At 59.8% G+C, this 19,073-nt stretch carries 14 protein-coding genes; 9 read left to right on the top strand and 5 right to left on the bottom strand.

What is annotated here, in order from left to right:
• Positions 1–99: 99 nt before the first annotated feature.
• A complete protein-coding gene (gene leuS / locus Q0U90_RS06690; RefSeq protein WP_297452803.1) occupies positions 100–3,018 on the bottom strand; it encodes a leucine--tRNA ligase in 2,919 nt (972 codons plus the stop codon).
• A 60-nt stretch (positions 3,019–3,078) separates the two neighbouring features.
• Between leuS and Q0U90_RS06685 the strand changes: the two genes are divergently transcribed.
• The 3 genes from Q0U90_RS06685 to Q0U90_RS06675 all read left to right on the top strand — a co-directional run bounded on the left by Q0U90_RS06685 (position 3,079) and on the right by Q0U90_RS06675 (position 6,031).
• Positions 3,079–3,693 carry an SdpI family protein gene (locus tag Q0U90_RS06685; protein ID WP_297452801.1) on the top strand — a complete coding sequence of 205 codons (615 nt, stop codon included), beginning with the start codon at positions 3,079–3,081 and terminating at the stop codon, positions 3,691–3,693.
• Positions 3,694–3,780: 87 nt separating this feature from the next.
• Positions 3,781–4,764 (top strand): bile acid:sodium symporter family protein, encoded by a 984-nt coding sequence (locus tag Q0U90_RS06680; protein WP_297452799.1) that lies wholly within the window; start codon positions 3,781–3,783, stop codon positions 4,762–4,764.
• 136 nt (positions 4,765–4,900) lie between these two features.
• Positions 4,901–6,031: a DUF695 domain-containing protein gene (locus Q0U90_RS06675; RefSeq protein WP_297452797.1), complete on the top strand. Its 1,131-nt coding sequence runs from the start codon at positions 4,901–4,903 to the stop codon at positions 6,029–6,031.
• Here the strand turns inward: Q0U90_RS06675 and Q0U90_RS06670 are convergent, their stop codons facing one another.
• The 4 genes from Q0U90_RS06670 to Q0U90_RS06655 form a co-directional block, all read right to left on the bottom strand.
• Positions 6,032–6,382, bottom strand: a complete 351-nt coding sequence (locus Q0U90_RS06670) for an AzlD domain-containing protein (RefSeq protein WP_297452795.1) — start codon at positions 6,380–6,382, stop codon at positions 6,032–6,034.
• Entirely contained in the window at positions 6,379–7,062 is a 684-nt protein-coding gene (locus Q0U90_RS06665; protein ID WP_297452843.1) for an AzlC family ABC transporter permease, read from the bottom strand. Before Q0U90_RS06665 ends, Q0U90_RS06670 begins: the two co-directional genes overlap by 4 nt.
• Before the next feature lie 108 nt (positions 7,063–7,170).
• A complete protein-coding gene (locus Q0U90_RS06660; RefSeq protein WP_297452793.1) occupies positions 7,171–7,812 on the bottom strand; it encodes a YqgE/AlgH family protein in 642 nt (213 codons plus the stop codon).
• The gene (locus Q0U90_RS06655) at positions 7,812–9,254 is read right to left on the bottom strand and encodes a CCA tRNA nucleotidyltransferase (RefSeq protein ID WP_297452841.1); all 1,443 of its coding nucleotides are present in this window, start codon (positions 9,252–9,254) and stop codon (positions 7,812–7,814) included. The genes Q0U90_RS06660 and Q0U90_RS06655 overlap by 1 nt, the downstream gene beginning before the upstream one ends.
• A 169-nt stretch (positions 9,255–9,423) precedes the next feature.
• Here Q0U90_RS06655 and Q0U90_RS06650 point away from each other — a divergent pair, with 169 nt between their 5' ends.
• The 6 genes from Q0U90_RS06650 to trxA all read left to right on the top strand — a co-directional run bounded on the left by Q0U90_RS06650 (position 9,424) and on the right by trxA (position 19,037).
• Complete coding sequence (locus Q0U90_RS06650) at positions 9,424–10,272, top strand: NUDIX hydrolase (protein WP_297452840.1); 849 nt, start codon at positions 9,424–9,426, stop codon at positions 10,270–10,272.
• 8 nt (positions 10,273–10,280) lie between these two features.
• On the top strand, positions 10,281–12,821 hold the full coding sequence (locus Q0U90_RS06645; protein ID WP_297452791.1) for a hypothetical protein: 2,541 nt from the start codon (positions 10,281–10,283) through the stop codon (positions 12,819–12,821).
• Positions 12,822–12,848: 27 nt separating this feature from the next.
• On the top strand, positions 12,849–16,427 hold the full coding sequence (locus Q0U90_RS06640) for a murein biosynthesis integral membrane protein MurJ (RefSeq protein WP_297452789.1): 3,579 nt from the start codon (positions 12,849–12,851) through the stop codon (positions 16,425–16,427).
• A gap of 148 nt (positions 16,428–16,575) precedes the next feature.
• A complete protein-coding gene (locus tag Q0U90_RS06635) occupies positions 16,576–17,226 on the top strand; it encodes a sigma-70 family RNA polymerase sigma factor (protein ID WP_297452787.1) in 651 nt (216 codons plus the stop codon).
• Positions 17,227–17,390: 164 nt separating this feature from the next.
• Positions 17,391–18,329 carry a thioredoxin-disulfide reductase gene (trxB, locus tag Q0U90_RS06630; protein WP_297452785.1) on the top strand — a complete coding sequence of 313 codons (939 nt, stop codon included), beginning with the start codon at positions 17,391–17,393 and terminating at the stop codon, positions 18,327–18,329.
• A gap of 387 nt (positions 18,330–18,716) precedes the next feature.
• On the top strand, positions 18,717–19,037 hold the full coding sequence (gene trxA, locus Q0U90_RS06625; protein ID WP_297452783.1) for a thioredoxin: 321 nt from the start codon (positions 18,717–18,719) through the stop codon (positions 19,035–19,037).
• Positions 19,038–19,073 lie beyond the last annotated feature (36 nt).

The raw sequence follows: 19,073 nt of genomic DNA, 5'->3' as shown, positions 1-19,073 counted from the left end.
AAGCGAGAAAGTGTCCGGGTTTATGACAAATTTGAGCCAATTTTAGGCCTCAAACTGTCATAAACCCGGACACTTTCTTGTATGCACTGGCTTCCTTGGCTACTTCTTCACAACCAGGTTGACCATCTTGCCCGGAACGACAATGACCTTCACGATATTGCCACCGGCGTTCTCCACAGCTGCGACCACCTTTTCGTCGGCACGCGCCACGGCCTCAATGTCCTCGCGGGAGGCATCGGTTGCCACGTCAATGCGGGCGCGAACCTTGCCGTTGATCTGAACTGGCAGCTCAACGGTGTCGTCGACCAGCCACTTTTCGTCAACTGCCGGCCACGGACCGTGTGCCAGGGACTCGGTGTGGCCGAGGCGGCTCCACAGTTCCTCCGCAATGTGCGGTGCCACAGGGCCAAGCATGAGCGCCAGCGGCTCCACAGCAGCGCGCGGTGCACCGGCCGAACCGTAGGTCTTGGTCAGGTAGTTGACGTACTCAATAAGCTTTGCGACGGCCGTGTTGTCACGCAGCTCCGCGTAGTCAGAGGTAACCCCTTCCACGGTGCGGTTGAGGGCCTTGAGGTCGTCGTCGGTAAGCGCTGCGTCCGTGACGGCGAGCTCGCCGGTGTCCTCGCTGACCACCAGGCGCCAAGCGCGCTGGAGGAAGCGCTGCGAGCCGACCAGATCCTTCGTAGCCCACGGGCGGGAAGTGTCCAGCGGACCCATGGCCATCTCGTAGACACGCAGGGTGTCGGCGCCGTAGTTGTCGCAGACTTCGTCGGGGGAGACGGCGTTCTTCAGGGACTTGCCCATCTTGCCATACTCCTGGAATACCTCCAGGTCAGAGCCATCTTCGGCGCCTCCTGGGATGAGGAACTTACCATCGCGCTCAACAACCTGATCCGCCGGCTGGTAGACACCGCGGGCATCGGTGTAGGCGTAGGCCTGGATGTAGCCCTGGTTGAACAGGCGACGGTATGGCTCCTTGGAGGTCACGTAGCCGAGGTCGAAGAGGACCTTGTGCCAGAAGCGGGAGTAGAGCAGGTGCAGCACTGCGTGCTCAACACCACCGACGTAGAGGTCGACACCACCCGGGTCGTCCTTGCCGTGGGTCTCCGGGCGCGGGCCGGTCCAGTAGCGCTCGTTTTCCAGGTCGACGAACTTCTCAGCGTTGTTCGGATCGATGTAGCGCAGCTGGTACCAGGAAGAACCTGCCCAGTTCGGCATGACGTTGGTGTCGCGGCGGTACTTCTTCTTGCCATCGCCGAGGTCGAGCTCGACGTTGACCCAGTCAGTGGCCTTGTCCAGGGGAGCCTTTGGCTCGGTGTCGGCGTCGTCCGGGTCGAAGGTGACCGGCTTGTAGTCCTCGACCTCTGGCAGCTCAACCGGCAGCATGGACTCGGGCAGTGCGTGGGCGTGGCCGTCCTCGTCGTAGACGATGGGGAAGGGCTCACCCCAGTAGCGCTGGCGGGCGAACAGCCAGTCGCGCAGCTTGTACTGGACCTTCTCGTGGCCAGTACCTTCCTTCTCCAGCCACTCGATGACAGTGGCGATGGCGGTGTCCTTGTCCATGCCGTTGATGTCCAGGCCGGAGTCGTTGGCGGAGTTCACGCATGTGCCGTTACCGACGTACGCTTCCTTCGCAATGTCGCCACCTGCGACAACCTCGCGGATTGGCAGACCGAAAGCGGTGGCGAACTCGTAGTCACGCTCATCGTGAGCGGGTACGGCCATGATGGCACCGGTGCCGTAGCCGATTAGGACGTAGTCGGAGATGAACACCGGCACCTGCTCGCCGCTGACCGGGTTGGTGGCGTAAGCGCCCAGAAAGACGCCGGTCTTTTCCTTGTTCTCCTGACGTTCCAGGTCGGACTTGGAGGCGATTGCGGCGCGGTAAGCGGCAACGGCCTCAGCCGGGGTTTCTTTGCCGAAGGTCCAACGCTCATCGACGCCCTCGTAGGAACCGCTGCCGGCTTCGACCAGCTTGTCCACCAGCTCGTGCTCTGGAGCGAGCACCATGTAGGAGGCACCGAAAAGGGTGTCTGGGCGAGTGGTGAAGACCGTAATCTTGGTGGAGACCTTCGGCCCGACCTCAGCTGTAAAGTCGACCTCGGCACCGCGGGAGCGGCCAATCCAGTTGCGCTGCATGGACTTGACCTTGTCCGGCCAGTCCAGCAGCTCCAGGTCGTCGACCAGGCGGTCGGCGTATGCGGTGATGCGCATCATCCACTGACCCAGGCGCTTGCGGAAGACCGGGAAGTTACCGCGCTCGGAGCGGCCCTCGGCGGTCACTTCCTCATTGGACAGCACAGTGCCGAGGCCCGGGCACCAGTTGACCATCGAATTCGACTGGTAGACCAGGCGGAATTCATCGACGGCTTCGCGCTGCTCAGTCCCGCTGAGCTCGGCGTAGACACGACCGTCCTTGGTAGCCATCTCGCCGGACTCCAACAGCGGAATCAGCTCATCGATGCGACGTGCCTTCTTCTGCTCCTCATCGAACCAGGCGTTGTAAATCTGCAGGAAAATCCACTGGGTCCACTTGTAGTAATCCAAGTCAGTAGTCGCGAAAACACGACGGCGGTCATGGCCGAGACCCAGGCGGCCCAGCTGGCGCTCCATGTTGGCGATATTCGCTTCCGTCGTCACGCGCGGGTGCGTACCGGTCTGGATCGCGAACTGCTCCGCCGGCAGCCCGAAGGCGTCGTAGCCCAGGGTGTGCAGCACGTTTGCGCCTTGCATGCGGTGGAAGCGTGCGAAGACGTCGGTGGCGATGTAGCCCAGCGGGTGGCCTACGTGCAGGCCGACACCGGACGGGTACGGGAACATGTCCTGGACGAAAAGCTTGTCCTCCGGCGGAGTCGAGCCGTCGGCAGCTGCTAGATCGCCCACCGGGTTCGGGGCGTAGAAGGTGCCGTTATCTTTCCAATACGCCTGCCACTTTCCCTCTAGCTGAGTCGCCAGCTCGGGGGAGTAGCGGTAGTCGGTGGCTTCTGCCGAGGACGAGGACTTTTCGCTGTTGGTCATGGTCTCACAGTCTAATAGGTGCGTTTGGCACGTGCCCAACCACCTATATAAATTGGAGGCATGATTGTCATCCCTGTAATTACCCTGGTTCTGGCTGTTTGCGTAGCCGTTGTCGCTGGTTTGGCATGGTCGGCGAAGCTGCCGGGTAATAACTGGATTGGAATTCGCGCGCCCGAGGCTCGAAAGTCGCAGGAAAACTGGGATATTACGCACCGTGTTGCCGGTCCGCCGTGGGCTGTGTCTGCCATCGCTTTCCTCGGTGCCGCCATGCTCGGTTTCCTCGCCGTCCGCCCGGAGGCCTCCGGTTGGATGTGGCTGTGGTACGCCGTCGCTCTGCTTGCCGGTATCGCCATGCTCGGCGTCGGTGCGGCTATCGGCTCGCACACCATCGCGCTTTACGACGCCAAGGTCTCCACCGAGTCCGACTCCGGTTGTGGGTGCGGTGACGGTGACAGCGGTTGTGGCTGTGACTCCGCCGCCACTGACGCTGCTGCTAATGCCTCGAACAAAGATGCCTGCTGCTCCGACGACCCGGCAGCTGACTGCGGTGTCTCCGGTGGCTGCGGCTCCTGTGGGCTGGAGGGACTGTGCACGGACCAGGGCACGTCCTCGAATGCCACCTTCAAGCCGGTGGACAAGGATGCGCTACGCAAGGCAGCTGAACAGCAGAAGTAAAACGTTATTGCAGGAAAAAGCTTCTGCAAAACGGTAAAACAGCAAAACAGTAAGACAACATCTGGTTGCACACTAAGCTATTTGTTCATGTGGCAACGAATTGTGAATTGGCGTCCAGATCCCCTCATCGTCGGTATCGTTGCTGCAGCGATACTGGCGATTATTTTTCCTGCAAGCGGCACGACCGCTGAGGTTTTCGGCTGGGCAACGAAGATTGCCATTGGTTTCCTATTCTTCCTCTACGGTGCACGCCTGAGTCCGCAGGACGCATTGGCCGGTGTCAAACACTGGCGACTGCACGTGACCATTCTGGCTTTCACATTCGTGCTGTTCCCAATCCTCGGCCTGTTGATGAAACCGCTGGATTTGATTCTCTCCCCAGGGCTTTACCTGGGCATTCTGTACATGACGCTGGCCCCGTCAACAGTGCAGTCGAGTGTGAACTTCACGTCCATCGCCAAGGGCAATGTCGCTGGTGCGATTGTCAGTGCTTCGGCTTCTAACCTGCTGGGCATCGTCGTCACACCGGTGCTAGTGATGCTGCTGATGGCCACTGGCGGTGGCGTCCACGTTGATTCTTCGGTGTTTTTGGATATTTCGCTGCAGTTGCTGCTGCCATTCGCAATCGGCCAGGTCACTCGCCGCTGGACCTTCAAGTTCGCCGCGGCAAAGGTGACCAAGAATGTCGACCGACTTTCCATCGCAATGGTTGTCTACGCCGCATTCTCCCAGGGCATGGTGCAGGGCATTTGGTCGAAGGTACCAGTCGGAGACATTGTCATTCTGTGTGTGCTCTCGGTCGTGCTGGTGGAGTTCGTGTTGCGCCTGTCTGGTTTCATCGCAAAGAAGATGGGCTTCGACCGCGGCGATCGCATTGCCATTCAGTTCTGTGGTTCGAAGAAGTCCCTGGCCACCGGCCTGCCAATGGCCGCTGTTATCTTCGGCGCCGATGCCAGCCTCTACATTTTGCCGCTGATGATTTTCCACCAGATTCAGTTGATGATCTGTGCGGTCTATGCCGCTCGTTGGGGCAAGGAGGCAGAAGCTGAGCCGGAGCGACAGCCAGCGTAGCGCGGTCTCATAGCCAGGACCGACCTGGGACACGTAGCTGAGAGACGAATCCAGCCTGGGACATAGAGCCACATATACTGGGGCGCACAATAGGAAGTTCGGTTTTAAACGAGCAAACGAAAGTGTGAAATCCAATATGGCTAACGAGAATCCGGCCCCTGTCTCACCGGAGCAGCGCGCCGCAGAAGAGACCGCAATCAACGAGTTCTGGTCGTGGTGGAACTCTTTTGGCGCCGATGCACTCGACGCAATGTTCAGCGTGCAGCTCGGTGTCGATGGCGCACCGAACGCCGCCGATGTGGACATTATTGATGTCCAGAAGGAAGTCGGCGGCCGCATCGCCGCTATTAATGACCGCCTCATTTGGGGTTTTGAGGCCGGTGCTCCGTATTCTCGCCATCTTCTGACTGTGAGCGCCGCAGGTGACCCGGAGCTGCGCCCAGTCGCTCGCCGTTGGCTGGAGGCCGCGCCTGACGACGGCGCAGTGTGGTCTTTCACCGACCTCCGTCAGGCAGACCCGGCGATGAAGCTGTCGCTGGGAGATGTCGCGGCCACGTTGGTTGCGCAGGGCTCTCTCGATGCTGAGGCTCCCGCCGAGGTCGACCCGGCAGATGCCCGCGTGGCTGTGAGTACTGGCCATGGGGCAGTGGACGTTCGCCTGTTCCACCCGCTGTTCCCGGCAATTGCTCAGCTGGAGGACGGCGAGCGCCTGGTAGCTCAACTCGGTTTCACGCTGCTGCAGCTGGCTCTCGGTGAGGAGGACTTCGGCCTGTGGCTGCGCGGCTTTGCCTTCGCTGGCGAGGAGCCTGAAGGTGCTATCCCGCTACCGGAGCTGGGCAGTGTCGTCGAGAAGCTCGCGGAAGAGTGCCCGGAGTGGCTCACCATTGATGCCGAAGCCAACGGCCAGCCGCTCGTCGTCGCTACTCGCGCTCCGATTACGCAGCTAGTGAGCCCGACTATGACGCAGCATGTCCTGATTCAGCTCATGCTTGCTCGCATTGATGACAAGGGCTTGCCGACGGACGAGTCCAAGGAATCCCTCTCTGAGTTCAATACCGCTGCTGCCGAAGTCATCGCTGAGGACAAGGGTATTTTCGTCGCGACGGAACAGTGCGATGGCATGGCTCTGATGCACTTTTTCATTGACCCAGCCTCCGACGCTGAGGCTGGTTTGCGTACGCTTGCGGAGAAGTGGTCCGAGGGCGAGCACGTTGTTGACACCGCTTACGACCCGGCTTGGCAGCGCGTCGGTCACCTGCGCGTGTAGTCACACGACCAGGTTCACGAGCACCATATACAGCGCCGTGCCCACAAATATCGAGGCCACGGTGTTGCGCCGCCACCAGTGCAGGAAGATGGTGACCACCAGCGCCACGGGCACGGCCCACGCGGCGCCGGGGTCGCCACCCTCGCCGCTGAGCCCCAACCGGCCAAAGACGGTGTAGGCAACCAACGCAACCATGACTCCAACCGGCATGGTCGTGCCGAGGAATTCGAACAGGGGAGAGCCCTTCAGAGTGCGCACGAAGGCAAACGGCAGTGCGCGCAGCGCAACTGTCACCGCACCCATCGCAAAGAGCGCGGCAAGCACATAGCCAGAATTGGGCAATGCGGTCATGCGCGCTCTCCCTCCGCCGTACGCTCCGTGCTTGCCGACGTCATGCGCATCACCCGATCCACTCCCGGTGACCACACGCGCAGCAGCAGGATTCCGAAGTACAGAAGCAGCCCGATAACCAGCATTTGCTTGGGGTTAATCAGCCAACCCACCAACGTGCAGACGATGGCCGACAGGGGCAATGACCAGTCCTTGGAAGTCTCAAACGCGTCCATGGCCAGCACCGTAAAAAGCGCTACCAGTGCGAACTCGGCACCGCGGATCCCCTCGGGCAACGCTGCTCCCGTCAAGGCCCCGACAATACCGGAGCCCACCCACAGCAATTGGCAGAGAATCTGAATCGTGAGCAGGCGGCGGCCCGACATCTCTTCGGTTGGATTCGCCGCAGAGACAATAGCATACGACTCGTCGGTAAGCGCATATGTCGAGTATGCGCGACCGAGACGGGAGCGGATCCTGTCGCGGGGGAACGTCAGCCCATAGAAGACGTGGCGGAAGTTGACCATAAACGAGGTCACTGCACAGCCGAGCAGACCAGTATGGGCCATGACCAGGCCAACAGCGAGGAACTCCATCGACCCCGCATAGACCACAATGGAGAAGATTGGTGCCCACCACCAGCTAAAACCGGTCTGGGCGACGAGCAGCCCAAAAGCGAGGCCCAGCGGAATAAGGCCCATACCCACGGGCAGTGTCTGCCGAATACCGGCGGCTATGTCGCTGCGGTTGCTAGTTGCAGTGGCGTTTACCTCGGCGCTATTTCCCTCGATATTGATGTTCTCACCCATTTAGTTGTCGCGGACATCTACGGGATAGGTGCCATACAACGGCAGCGGCCAGGGCTGACGGCGCATGCAATCACCCCAGATGTCAGCGGCAGCAGGGGCAAGTACATCGGAGGGCAGGGCGGGGGCGACGTACCAATCCCCGCGGTCGAGTTCGTCTTCCAACTGACCCGGATCCCAGCCGGCATAACCGGCGAAGATACGCGCACCATCGATGCGATCACGCACATCCTCCGGCTTCACACCGATGTTGACCAGCGCAAACCGGTGCGCGATACGTTCCATCAGCGGTGCGCCGGTGATGTTGTCGGTCTCCTCTGAGACGGTGGCGCCATTTCGCACCACGCCAATGCAGATTGGCTGCGTCTGGTTGACCGGGCCACCGACGTAGAGCACCGGCGGCTTAGCCATCAATGGCGCCCAGGGCTCCAGCACATTGTGCACAGGAGTCTGTGAACGCTGCGTGAGGTCAACGCCGAGGGTGCCGTGTTCATCGTGCTCAATGAGGAAAATGACCGAGCGGGCGAACTCCGGCGAGAGCATGCCCGGCGCGGCAAGCAGCAGCATGCCGGCGGCCGGGTCATTGCGCTCAAGGCTGGTAAAGAACCGGTCCCCATAGAGGTTTTCCGGATTAATCGGTGCCATTAGCTCTCACTTTCGCTTTCGGCCGGCTCACCGGACTGCTCGTACCACCATTTTTTCAGCGCCAGAATAGCATCTTCGCGCTCCAGCGGACCGGACTCCAGTCGCAGCTCTTTCAGGTAATTCCAGGCCTGCCCGACTTCCTTGCCGGGCTTTAAATCCAGAATTTCCATGATCTCGTTACCGTCCAGGTCCGGGCGCACACGTGCGAGGTCCTCCTGCTCGGCGAGCTCTTCAATTCGCGCTTCCAGGCTGTCGCAGGCTCGCGCGAGGCGTGCTGCTTTACGACGGTTCCTCGTCGTACAGTCAGCCCGCACGATTTTGTTGAGCCGTTCCAAAAGGTCTCCGGCATCGGTGACATAGCGGCGCACTGCCGAGTCCGTCCACTTGCCTTCGCCGTAACCGTGGAAGCGCATGTGCAGATAGACCAGCTGTGAGATCTCGTGGCTGGTCTTCTTCGGGAACTTCAGCTTCCGAAGACGGCGTCGCACCAGCTTCGCACCGACCACCTCATGCTGATAGAAGGTGACGTTGCCCTGCTCGTTGTAGGCACGGGTGGCGGGTTTGCCGCAGTCGTGCAGCAGCGCCGCCCAGCGCAGCACGAGATCCGGTTCACCCGGTTCTTCCTGGTCAATGGCCTGCCGCATGACCTGCAGGGAGTGTTGGTAGACATCCTTGTGCTGGCGGTGTTCATCCTGCGTCATGCGCATGTCGGAAATCTCCGGCAGGACGCGGTCAGCCAACCCGGATTCCACCATCAGGTCGATGCCTCGACTGGGGTCTGCACCCAGGATGAGTTTGTTCAGCTCAGCGGAGACGCGCTCAACCGTGATGCGGTCAATCTCGCTGGACATTTCCTTTAAGGCCTTCAACACCCGCGGTGCCACATCGAACCCGAGCTGGGATGCGAAACGGCAGGCGCGCAGCATGCGCAGGGGATCGTCGCCAAAGCTAATCTCCGGCGCACCTGGGGTATCCAACACCCCCGCAACCAAGTCTTCGAAACCTCCGAGCGGGTCGAGGAAGGTGCGGGTACCGTCACCATGCAGCTCGACGGCGATGGCGTTACAGCGGAAGTCGCGCCGGATTAGGTCGCCTTCCAGCGTGTCGCCAAAGGTGACTTCCGGATTACGGCTCACCTGGTCGTAGGTGTCCGCACGGAACGTGGTGATCTCCACCTGACGGCCGTGGCGCTCTGCGGACAGCGTGCCAAACTCAATACCGGTATCCCAAACGATGTCGGCCCAGTCATCGAGAATGGCGCGCGTTACCTCCGGGCGAGCGTCGGTGGTGAAATCAAGATCCACCCCCAGGCGCCCTAAGAGGGCATCGCGCACAGAACCGCCGACAAGGTACAACCGGTGGCCGGCCGTATTAAACGCGGCCGCCAACGAATCGAGAATTTCCGACTCCTTGGCAATCGCCTGATCTGCTACTGCGAGCATTGCGGTCTTGCGCACTTGTGGGTCCACGTCGGCAGCAGCCGGAGTAGCGCCGTGGGGCGTAGTGTCCTCGGGCTGTTCACCATTTGTCGTTGAAGGAGTCGATTGTGTCACGACCGACACAATACCCGCTTATACCTATAAACCCGGTAGTCTAAGTGGAATGAACAACGTGGTACGCAATGACAACTCGGCGGGAACGAACCGTCGACGTCGTCGGCGACCGCGCAGAAGGGGCGGCGCTTCCGCGTCCACCAACACCAATAGCGCTACTAGCAGCGGAAATTCCGCGAAGCGCAACAACTCTGGCGCCAATGGCCCCAAATCGGGCAAGCCAATCTCCGGTGGTGCCAAGAAGTCTTCCAAATCATCGAAGTCGGCACGGGGCTCGAAGCAGTCGCACAATCGCGGCAGCCGCAAACACGGGCAGGATAGGCACAACCGCCGTCGTAACGCACAGTCGAAGCGCACGAATAATCGTCGCGCGCAGGCATCGCGCCCGCAGAATACGGCGCCGATGCAGACCTCGATTGAGACGTCAGCGGGCGGATTGGTCGTCTCTGGCCTGGCTGAGGCGGTCGGCGACGGCGGCAAGGTCGATCTGTCGCGGATTTATGTTGCGCTGATTGGCCGGCACGATCGCCGCGGACGTCTGCTGTGGTCAATGCCCAAGGGCCATGTCGAGTCCGGCGAAGCCTTCGATTCCACTGCCGAACGCGAAGTCTGGGAAGAGACGGGTATTCGCGGCGAGGTCATCGAAGAGCTCGGCGTTATTGACTACTGGTTTGTCTCCGACGGCATGCGGATTCACAAGACCGTGCACCACCACCTTCTGCGCTACGTCGATGGCGATTTGAACGACGAGGACCCCGAGGTCACTCAAGTCATGTGGGTTCCTGTGGATACCCTCGTGGAACGGCTGGCCTACGCTGACGAGCGCAAACTGGCCCGGCGCGCACACAATATGCTGCCCGATCTCGCCCGCGCGGAGAAGCGAGCAGGTCGGCAGACGCCGAGGTGATTGCCTCTATGTTCAGGTTGGAGTTGCCAAGGACTGCTGTTCGTAAAGTCACGGCCGCTACCGCTGCGCTCGTACTGTGCTTGCCGACGGCCGTTGCGCCCCCAGCTTTTGCACAGGACCAGCAGCTGTGGGGAAGCAGCACCAATCGTGTCGGCGAGCAAGGCCCCCTTCGGCTTTCAATAACCGATTTCACACCTCAGGTCGCGCCTTTGCATTCGACGCTGACCGTCAAAGTGCAGGTGCGCAACACCTCTGATGCGGATATCAGCAATGTGTCGCTGCGCCTGCAGCGAGCTGATGCGTTGGCTTCCTCTGCCGATGCGCGGACGATTCTCGCCGAGCCCGAATCGGTCTTCAATGTGGCTGGTGATTTCAGTACCCCGATTGTGCTGAAAGCGGGGGAGACGCGCGAGATTACCTTGAACGTTCCTATCTCCGCGCCGGCACCGGAGGGACTCGACATCACTGAGGCGGGTACATTTCCACTGCTCATCAACGCCAATGGTCAGCCAGTGGATGACATTGACCGCCTCCTGGCAGAGACGCGCGTACTACTGCCGGTCACCGATCCGCTTGCTGCGACGGACGAGTCGGGGGAACGTGCCGATGACGAGGAAGATACCGACACCGATGCTGGCACTCCCGACGCGCCGGCCAACCAAGACCCCGCGCCGTTTTCCCTGATTTGGCCCATCAGCCAGCCAGTACCACTAGTCGGTGGCGAAACCGGTGACGCACCCTCGTCACCGAATCTCATTCTGACCAATAACTCACTGGCAGATTCCCTCGACAATGGTGGCCGTCTCGACGGCCTGCTCACATCATTGGAAAAGGGCTTCAGTGGGCCCGATGGACAACGGCTGCGGGAGTCAACGTGCATCGCTATCGACCCAGAGACCCTCGATGCGATCTCCCGGATGACCGACGAATACTGGATTGGTAACAGTCGGCCAAGCCCCGTGGAGGCCTCTCCACGGCTGCGTGATTCCTGGGGCAGCGCGGACGATACCAACCTCACGCACATGCCCGCTAGCGACGCTGCCGCTTCCTGGCTCGAGCGCCTGCACAAGCTCACGCAAGACACCTGTACGCTGTCGCTGCCATGGGGTGGTACCGATATCAGTGCTGTCGCTCGCGTTGGCGATCAAGAGCTTTCCATGGAGGCACTTGCCGCTGGTCAGCACACTATTGCCAAGCATTTAAATGTCCAGACACTGCCGGGGGTTTACCTGCCAGCCGAGGGGTTCGTGACGTCGGAAAGCACTCCGCTGTATTCCGCGGCCACGGCCCTGGACGGAATCACTCCGGAGCGCGCATTCGAAGACCGCGCAGATCAGGACACGTCGGCACCGCCCCCACCGACTCCGCCAGAGGCGGCACACGATACCACCGTGTTAGTCGCGGACAACACCGCCGTCACCGCCGACGGTCTGACGTTGCCCACGGGCCACAGTGGCGTGCTTGCCGACGGCAGCCGCGCCTTCGCCCTCCCCGGAGCACTGACGGCCTCTCTGGCGGCGACCGGACGATCGCCGCAGACGGTGGCGTATTCGAACGTGCTCGGCCGTTACAATTTCAGCATCGACTCCGAGACTGCACGTATGCAAATGGCAATCGGCACGATGTTCCAATCACTGGCCGATTCGAATGATTCCCGCGCAGCCGTGGTGGCGGCCCCACCGGCCGGTTGGAATCCTCGCGCCAGTGATGCTGAGGATTTCATGGCCGCAGTTCGGGACGCGGTGCACTCCAATTTGGCGGAGCCGACACCACTGGCTGACACGCTTAGCAGCGCGGCTCACGACCTAGATGCGGGGCCTGTCACCCCAATCGACGAGATAGCCGATCCCGCGCCGGTGAATGAGGCACGCGTGGACAAGGCGCAGCTGGCCTCGCGCGAAATCACTGATCTCACCACAATCATGTCCAACAATTCGAACGTGGCACTCACGCGGTATGAATTCACCCGCCCGCTGCGCCACGACTTGCTGCGCTCATTTACGGCGCTCGGCCGACGGGACATGACGCATTCCGCCGAAGTACAGCAGCAGAGTGAGGAGCTCAGTGACCAGGCGCTGATTATGACTCGGCGCCTGCGTAATTCGGTGACCCTGGTGGCTCCTGGTGGTGTCTACACGCGCGCAACTCAGTTGTCACCGGTTGTGGTGCTGGCACGCAACGGGCTGCCGCTGCCGGTGCCCGCGTTCGTGCGCGTAGGAGCTGGTGATTCGGTGATGGAGGAGAAGTACGAAGCTTCCATCCCCGCTAAGGGATCGGTGACTGTCCAGTTCACTCCGAAGTCAGGTGACGATGCGGAATTCACTTCGGCAACCAATGCGCCGGAAGGGCAGCGGCCGCGAGGAGGCGGCGCTAGTTCCCACAATTTGTTGCTGTGGCTCGAATCTCCCGATGGCGCGCCTATTTCTCAATCAGTGAGTATTTCCGTGCGATCGGGCGCTTCGGTAGGGATTCTGGCTGTCGTGACACTGGTCGTCGTCACTGTTGGCGGGTTTTTTGCTGCAAAACGGTCACAGCCCTTTCGGAAATAGACCTCCTTTTAAGCAACAATAGGACATGTGACTGACTCAGACGCGCATAAATCTGGACTTCGAGGCCGCATTCGTCGCCCCGCGCCGCCGGCCCCGGTACCGGCGGCACGGCCGACAGCCGAACTACAGTCGGCAGAAGCAGCCCCGGACCTGACCCGCGTATCCGGCCGCAAGGCAAGCTCCGACACTGCCCTGGAGACGAAGGCCAATACGCCATCATCGTCGGCAGCGGAGAAAGCGACAGCAACGGCAACGACTGCCGACGATTCCACAGGGAACTCCACGGCGGATGCAGATCAGGGACAGTCGAACTCTGACATCGTGGCCTCGACGGGCTCGATGGCGGTGGCCACCCTCATCTCGCGCATCACGGGTTTCCTGCGAAACCTGCTTATCGGCGCGACGCTGGGCCCCGCTGTCGCTTCAGCCTTCAACGTCGCCAACACCCTGCCAAACCTGATTACGGAAATCGTCCTCGGCGCGGTGCTGACCTCCCTGGTGGTGCCGGTGTTGGTACGCGCGGAGAAGGAGGACCCGGACCACGGTGCCGCCTTCATCAGACGCCTCTTAACCGTGTCGATGACACTGCTGGCAGTAGTAACGGTGCTGGCGGTGATAGGCGCACCACTATTGACCAGACTGAGCCTCAATGAGGCCGGCAAGGTCAACGTGCCACTGGCTACCTCATTTGCGTTTTTATTATTGCCGCAGATTATCTTCTACGGCATATTTGCGCTGCTCATGGCGGTTCTTAACACCAAGGGAATCTTTAAACCCGGCGCGTGGGCACCCGTTGCCAACAACGTTGTAGCCATTGCCACGCTCTTGCTCTATCTGCTGCTGCCCGGTCAACTAAGCCCGGATTCGGATGGTTCCCTATCCGATCCGCATATTTTGCTGCTGGGTCTTGGCACCACCTTGGGTGTCGTTATTCAGGCGGCCATTATGGTTCCTTACCTCAAGCGCGCGGGTATTGATCTGCGTCCGCTCTGGGGCATTGACGACCGTATCAAGCAGTTCACTGGTATGGGTGTTGCGATTATCACCTATGTGGCGATCTCCCAGGTCGGCTATTTCATCACCACCAACATCGCCTCGACTGCTTCCAAGGCAGCGCCAATGATCTATCAGCAGGCATGGCTGCTGCTACAGGTGCCCTACGGCATCATCGGTGTCACACTGCTGACCGCCATCATGCCACGCCTGTCGCGCAATGCAGCCGACGGCAATGATGAGGCAGTGGTGCGCGACCTTTCGATTGGTACTCGCCTGACCATGATTGCGCTGGTGCCAATCGTTGCCTTCTTCACTGCCTTCGGCCGCCCGATTGCCGTCGGTCTGTTCGCCTATCTTGAGTTCCCCCGCGAGACCGCGGAGATTCTCGGTTGGACACTGTCGTTCTCGGCATTCTCGCTTATCCCATACGCCATTGTGCTTCTGCACCTACGCGTCTTCTACGCCCGGGAAGAAGCGTGGACACCGACCTTCATCATCCTCGGCATTACCACCGTGAAGGTGATTCTGTCGTTCCTCGCCCCCCGCCTGGCCTCTGACGACGAGACCGTTGTCGTCCTGCTCGGTGCTGCCAACGGTTTCGGTTTCGTCGCAGGTGCGGTGATTGGCTACTTGCTGCTGCGCCGCACGCTCGGGCACTTGGACAGTAAGGCGACCATCCACACGGTGCTGTGGGCCTTGGGTGCATCGATTGTTGGCGTTGCCGTTGCTTGGGGTGCATTCGCACTGACCGACCTCGGACTGTTCAACTTCTTCGGTTCCTTCGGCGTACTGCTGCAAACCATTGTCACCGGCGTGGTTTTCCTCATCGGTACCGGCGTTGTACTGGCCCAGGCCCCGCTGGAAGAGGTACGGGTTCTCGGCGGCTTCCTCGGCCGTATCCCGGGTCTGCGCCGCTTTGCTCCACAGCCCCATGCCGCGGACAATGCCGTCGCCGACCGCGATGCCATGGAGCGCGAACGCGGTTTCGCCGCCGACGCTTTCTCCATCGCCCCGTCGAACCTCATCGGCGAGGCTACGGGTCTGGCAAACGAGGGCTTCACCGCCTCGCCGCTCCTGCCACCGATGCCGACGCAGGGGTCTCGACCGACCCGCTATGTGCCGGGCGAAATGGTTTCGGGCGGCCGTTTCCGCCTGCGCTCCGAGATTGCCACCTACCCAGGTCTGCGCCTGTGGCGTGCCATGGACATGGGTGATCCCGACAACTCGGATGTCGCGCTTGTCTTCGTCGACACGATTGCGCTGCCGTACTACGACAGCTCGCCATCGGCCGCCGCGCAGAAGATTGCGACCACAACCAACGAGCTCCGTGATTTGGCCAGTGCCGGTATGTCACGCATTCACAGTGTGGCAAAGACGCGCACCGAGGTTCTGATTGTCGCCGACTGGACCAGAAGTATCGGTATTGATCGGTTCGACCAGGATGCGCACCCCGATGCCCTGGCGCTCGCGGTGGCTTCCCTCGCGGAGACGGTTGCCGATGCCCACGAATCCGGCCGCTGCCTGGGCCTGATTAACAAGCCTGGACAGTTGCGCATCAGTAGCGAGGGCCAGATTTACAACGCTTTCCCCGTCGTTTTGCCCGATGCCAACGAGCGTTCAGACTACGACGCGCTACTGACAGTTGTCGATGAGTTGTTTGCTCAGGCACCTAATATCCCGTCGGATATTTCCGAGGCAATTGACCGCGCAAAGCAGGCCGACCCCGAGGCCTTGGAGGAGCACCCCTCCCCGGCCCGCACGCTTGCCGAAGAACTGCGCTCCGCGGCTCTCGGACCCGATTCCTCTGAATTCCTGGCCATTGATCCCGATACCAGTTCGAATGAATCCGTCGATGCCAACGGCAAGGTTCAGCAGTCTAAGGGTTATGGCAAGAGCCGCACCCGCGCATTCAGTACCGGCGCAATGGTTGTCGGTGTAGTGATTGTTGGTGCGCTCGTTGCCGCCGGCATCTTCGGCCTGGTCAACCGTTCGGCCGATGCTCCGATTAACTCCGAGTCTGTGCGCCGCGCCCCCGCTAAGCTCACGGCACTTTCGCTTGCCGACGCCAAGGAGTGGCAGGCCGACAGCGATAACCCGGCAGCTGGCCCGGACAACCCAGATTTGGCCGGTCGGACTATCGATGATGACGCGGAAACCTACTGGGTTTCGTCCAATTACCTCAGCCAGTTCGGCAATAGTCCAAACGACTTCAAGCCCGGTGTAGGTATTCGAGTAACTCTGGACGAGCCGGCTACTATCCGTGAGCTCAAGGTCGTGGCGACTCCGGGTGCGCAGATTGAGGTGCGCGGCCTACGCGATGCCACATCGACAAACCTGGACGGCACGGAGGTGCTCGGCCACGCAACTGCCACCTCCGGTACCACCACTATCGACATTGATGGGCATGACACAGAGTGGAAGGATTTGGTTATCTGGGTCTCTGGCTTGCCGACGGCCGCAGAGTCGGTAGCCGACAGTAATTCTGATACGGAAACTGATACTGACGATACTGACAATCCACTTGTCGGAGACCGTGATTTGGCCGTGCAATCTCCAGAGACTCTAGTCCCCGTCGCTATTGGCGACATTCAGGTTCATGGTTCGGAATAGTCGCCTGAGCTGGTGGTAGGTAACGACGACGTAAGCTGTTTGAAGTTATCCACAGCCACTGGAACATTTTGAAATCCATCCACAGCCCGCGGTCTCCACGGCAGTTTTGCCGAGCGGAGAACGCGGGTTTCGTGTTTGCATAGGAGCCATGAACTTTGGGGGAAGAAAACGAATTGGGGACAGTCACCGCAAGGCCCGGGCGGGTCGGCGGCTGGGGGATTATGGCGTCGTCGGCACGCGAAAGCAAGCAACGGCTGACGAGATTGATCGTGAATTGTTGAAAGCTCACTTGGCGGGGGATCGTCGGGCGTTTGCGGTGTTGGTGCAGCGTTATTATTCGCAGTTGGTAGCGATGGCGAGGCGATATCGTCGAGATGATTTTGATCCGTTGGATGGAGTGCAAGAGGGCCTGGCGCGTGCCATCGCAGGCGCGGCAAATTTCCGGGGGCGATCGACCGTGGCGACGTGGCTTACGTGCATTGTGAAGAATGCCTGCATTGATCACAACCGTGGTCGATTCGGAGAGGTTCCTCTTTGTGACAGGGACGAGGATTTTGAAACGTTCATTGGTTCACAGCCAGTGCCATGCCCGGATGTTCCGCTACGCGTGACCATGGCGGCGGCGCTGGAGCAGTTGCCTCCAGATCAGCGAGATGCACTGTTGTACTTGGATATCTTTGGCTATTCGCTGCAGGAGACCTCGCGCAGTATTGGGCAGCCGAGCGGGACCTTGAAGTCCCGGCGGGCACGGGCACGTCATACACTTCGGCGGCAGTTGGAAGAAGTCCAGGCGGCCTGACAATGGCGGGGGAGCGCGGAGGACCGGAGAATAGGGTTGGCTGGGTTCACGTTGGCTGAGATAGCTGGTTCCGGTAGTTTCTTTGTCGGAGCTGAAAAATCTGCTTACTACTGAGCATCACGGATTGTCATGTGGTGTGAGAGATTAAAATTATAGGAGTCTTCATGAGCGATATCGTTCACGACCTGATCATCGTTGGTTCTGGTCCCGCCGGATACACGGCTGCTACTTATGCAGCCCGCGCAGACCTGAAGCCTGTGGTGTTCGAGGGCATCGAGTTTGGTGGCCTGCTTATGACGACTACTGAGGTGGAGAACTACCCAGGTTTCTCCGAAGGCATCATGGGTCCGGAGCTGATGGATCAGATGCGTGCACAGGCGGAACGCTTCGGCGCCGACCTGCGTATGGAAATCGTGGATCGCATGGATCTCACGGGCGATGTTAAGTCCGTGTGGGTTGGCGAGGAAGAGCACAAGGCTCACGCCGTCATTCTGGCGACCGGCGCCGCGCCGCGTTATGTTGGCGCTCCGGGCGAACAGGCTCTGCTCGGTCACGGTGTCAGCGCCTGCGCTACCTGTGATGGTTTCTTCTTCCGTGATCACGATATTGCTGTCATCGGTGGCGGCGATTCTGCGATGGAAGAAGCAACTTTCCTTACCAAATTCGCCCGTTCGGTGACTATTGTCCACCGCCGCGATGAGTTCCGCGCTTCGAAGATTATGGTCGAGCGCGCACAGAACAATGACAAGATTCGCTTTGCGACGAACAAGGTCGTATCCCAGGTTCTTGGCGAGGACAAGGGGTCCGTTACCGGCCTGGAGTTGGAAGACACGGTTACCGGAGAGAAGTCCGTCATCGATGTGACAGCAATGTTTGTAGCAATCGGCCATGAGCCACGTTCGCAGATGGTTCGCGATCAGCTCGATTGCGATGACAATGGCTACATCAAGGTAGCGTCCCCGAGCACTCAGACTTCACTGAAGGGTGTCTTTGCCGCAGGCGATGTCGTCGATTCATATTACCAGCAGGCTATTACAGCAGCCGGTTCTGGCTGCAAGGCTGCACTGGATGCTGAGCACTACTTGGAAACTGTTTCTAGGTAGCTAACGGGGAGATAACTTCCCTACCTGCTCTAATGCCACCTAGTTGGCGTTTGTCAATTATTGGTCCGGGCCAACGATTTCTCACAACCAATAATTGAAAATTCCGATAATCGGTTGCACGAATCGTTGGTGGGGCTTAAAACGTTCGCCTTCAAACTTGCGTCTTCAAGATAGTTGAAACAAAGCGATGTGCCTCATACTCGGAGATGCCAGCCAGTAAACAACTTCAATAAACAACTTAGTACTTCACCTACATCATCGGAAGCCCTAAATTCCGGGTCCTTTTTTCACTCACACCGGTGCCAAAGGCTGACGAAACTAGGTTGAAAAATTAGAATCAACATAACTAAGAACCCCATAGGAATTTATCTGAAGGAGAGGAAATTCATGGCTCCAGTAACCGTTACCGCCGATACCTTTAAGTCCGACGTCATCGAGTCCGATAAGCCAGTACTCGTTGACTTCTGGGCAGAGTGGTGTGGCCCGTGCAAGAAGATCTCCCCAGTACTCGACGAGGTTGCAACCGAGCTCGACGGTAAGGCTGTTATCGCTAAGGTCAACGTCGATGAGGAACGTGCACTCGCTGGCATGTTCCAGATTATGTCTATCCCGAGCCTGCTTCTGTTCAAGGACGGCAAGAAGGTAGACGAAGTACGTGGTGTCCGTCCGAAGGCTGACATTGTAAAGCTGATCGAGAAGCACCTTTAAGAGGCTTCCCCAAAGGGAATTTTGGGGCACTCGCTT

This window comes from uncultured Corynebacterium sp. (assembly GCF_946998835.1).
Lineage (GTDB): Bacteria > Actinomycetota > Actinomycetes > Mycobacteriales > Mycobacteriaceae > Corynebacterium.
This window is presented reverse-complemented; position numbering and strand designations above follow the sequence as displayed.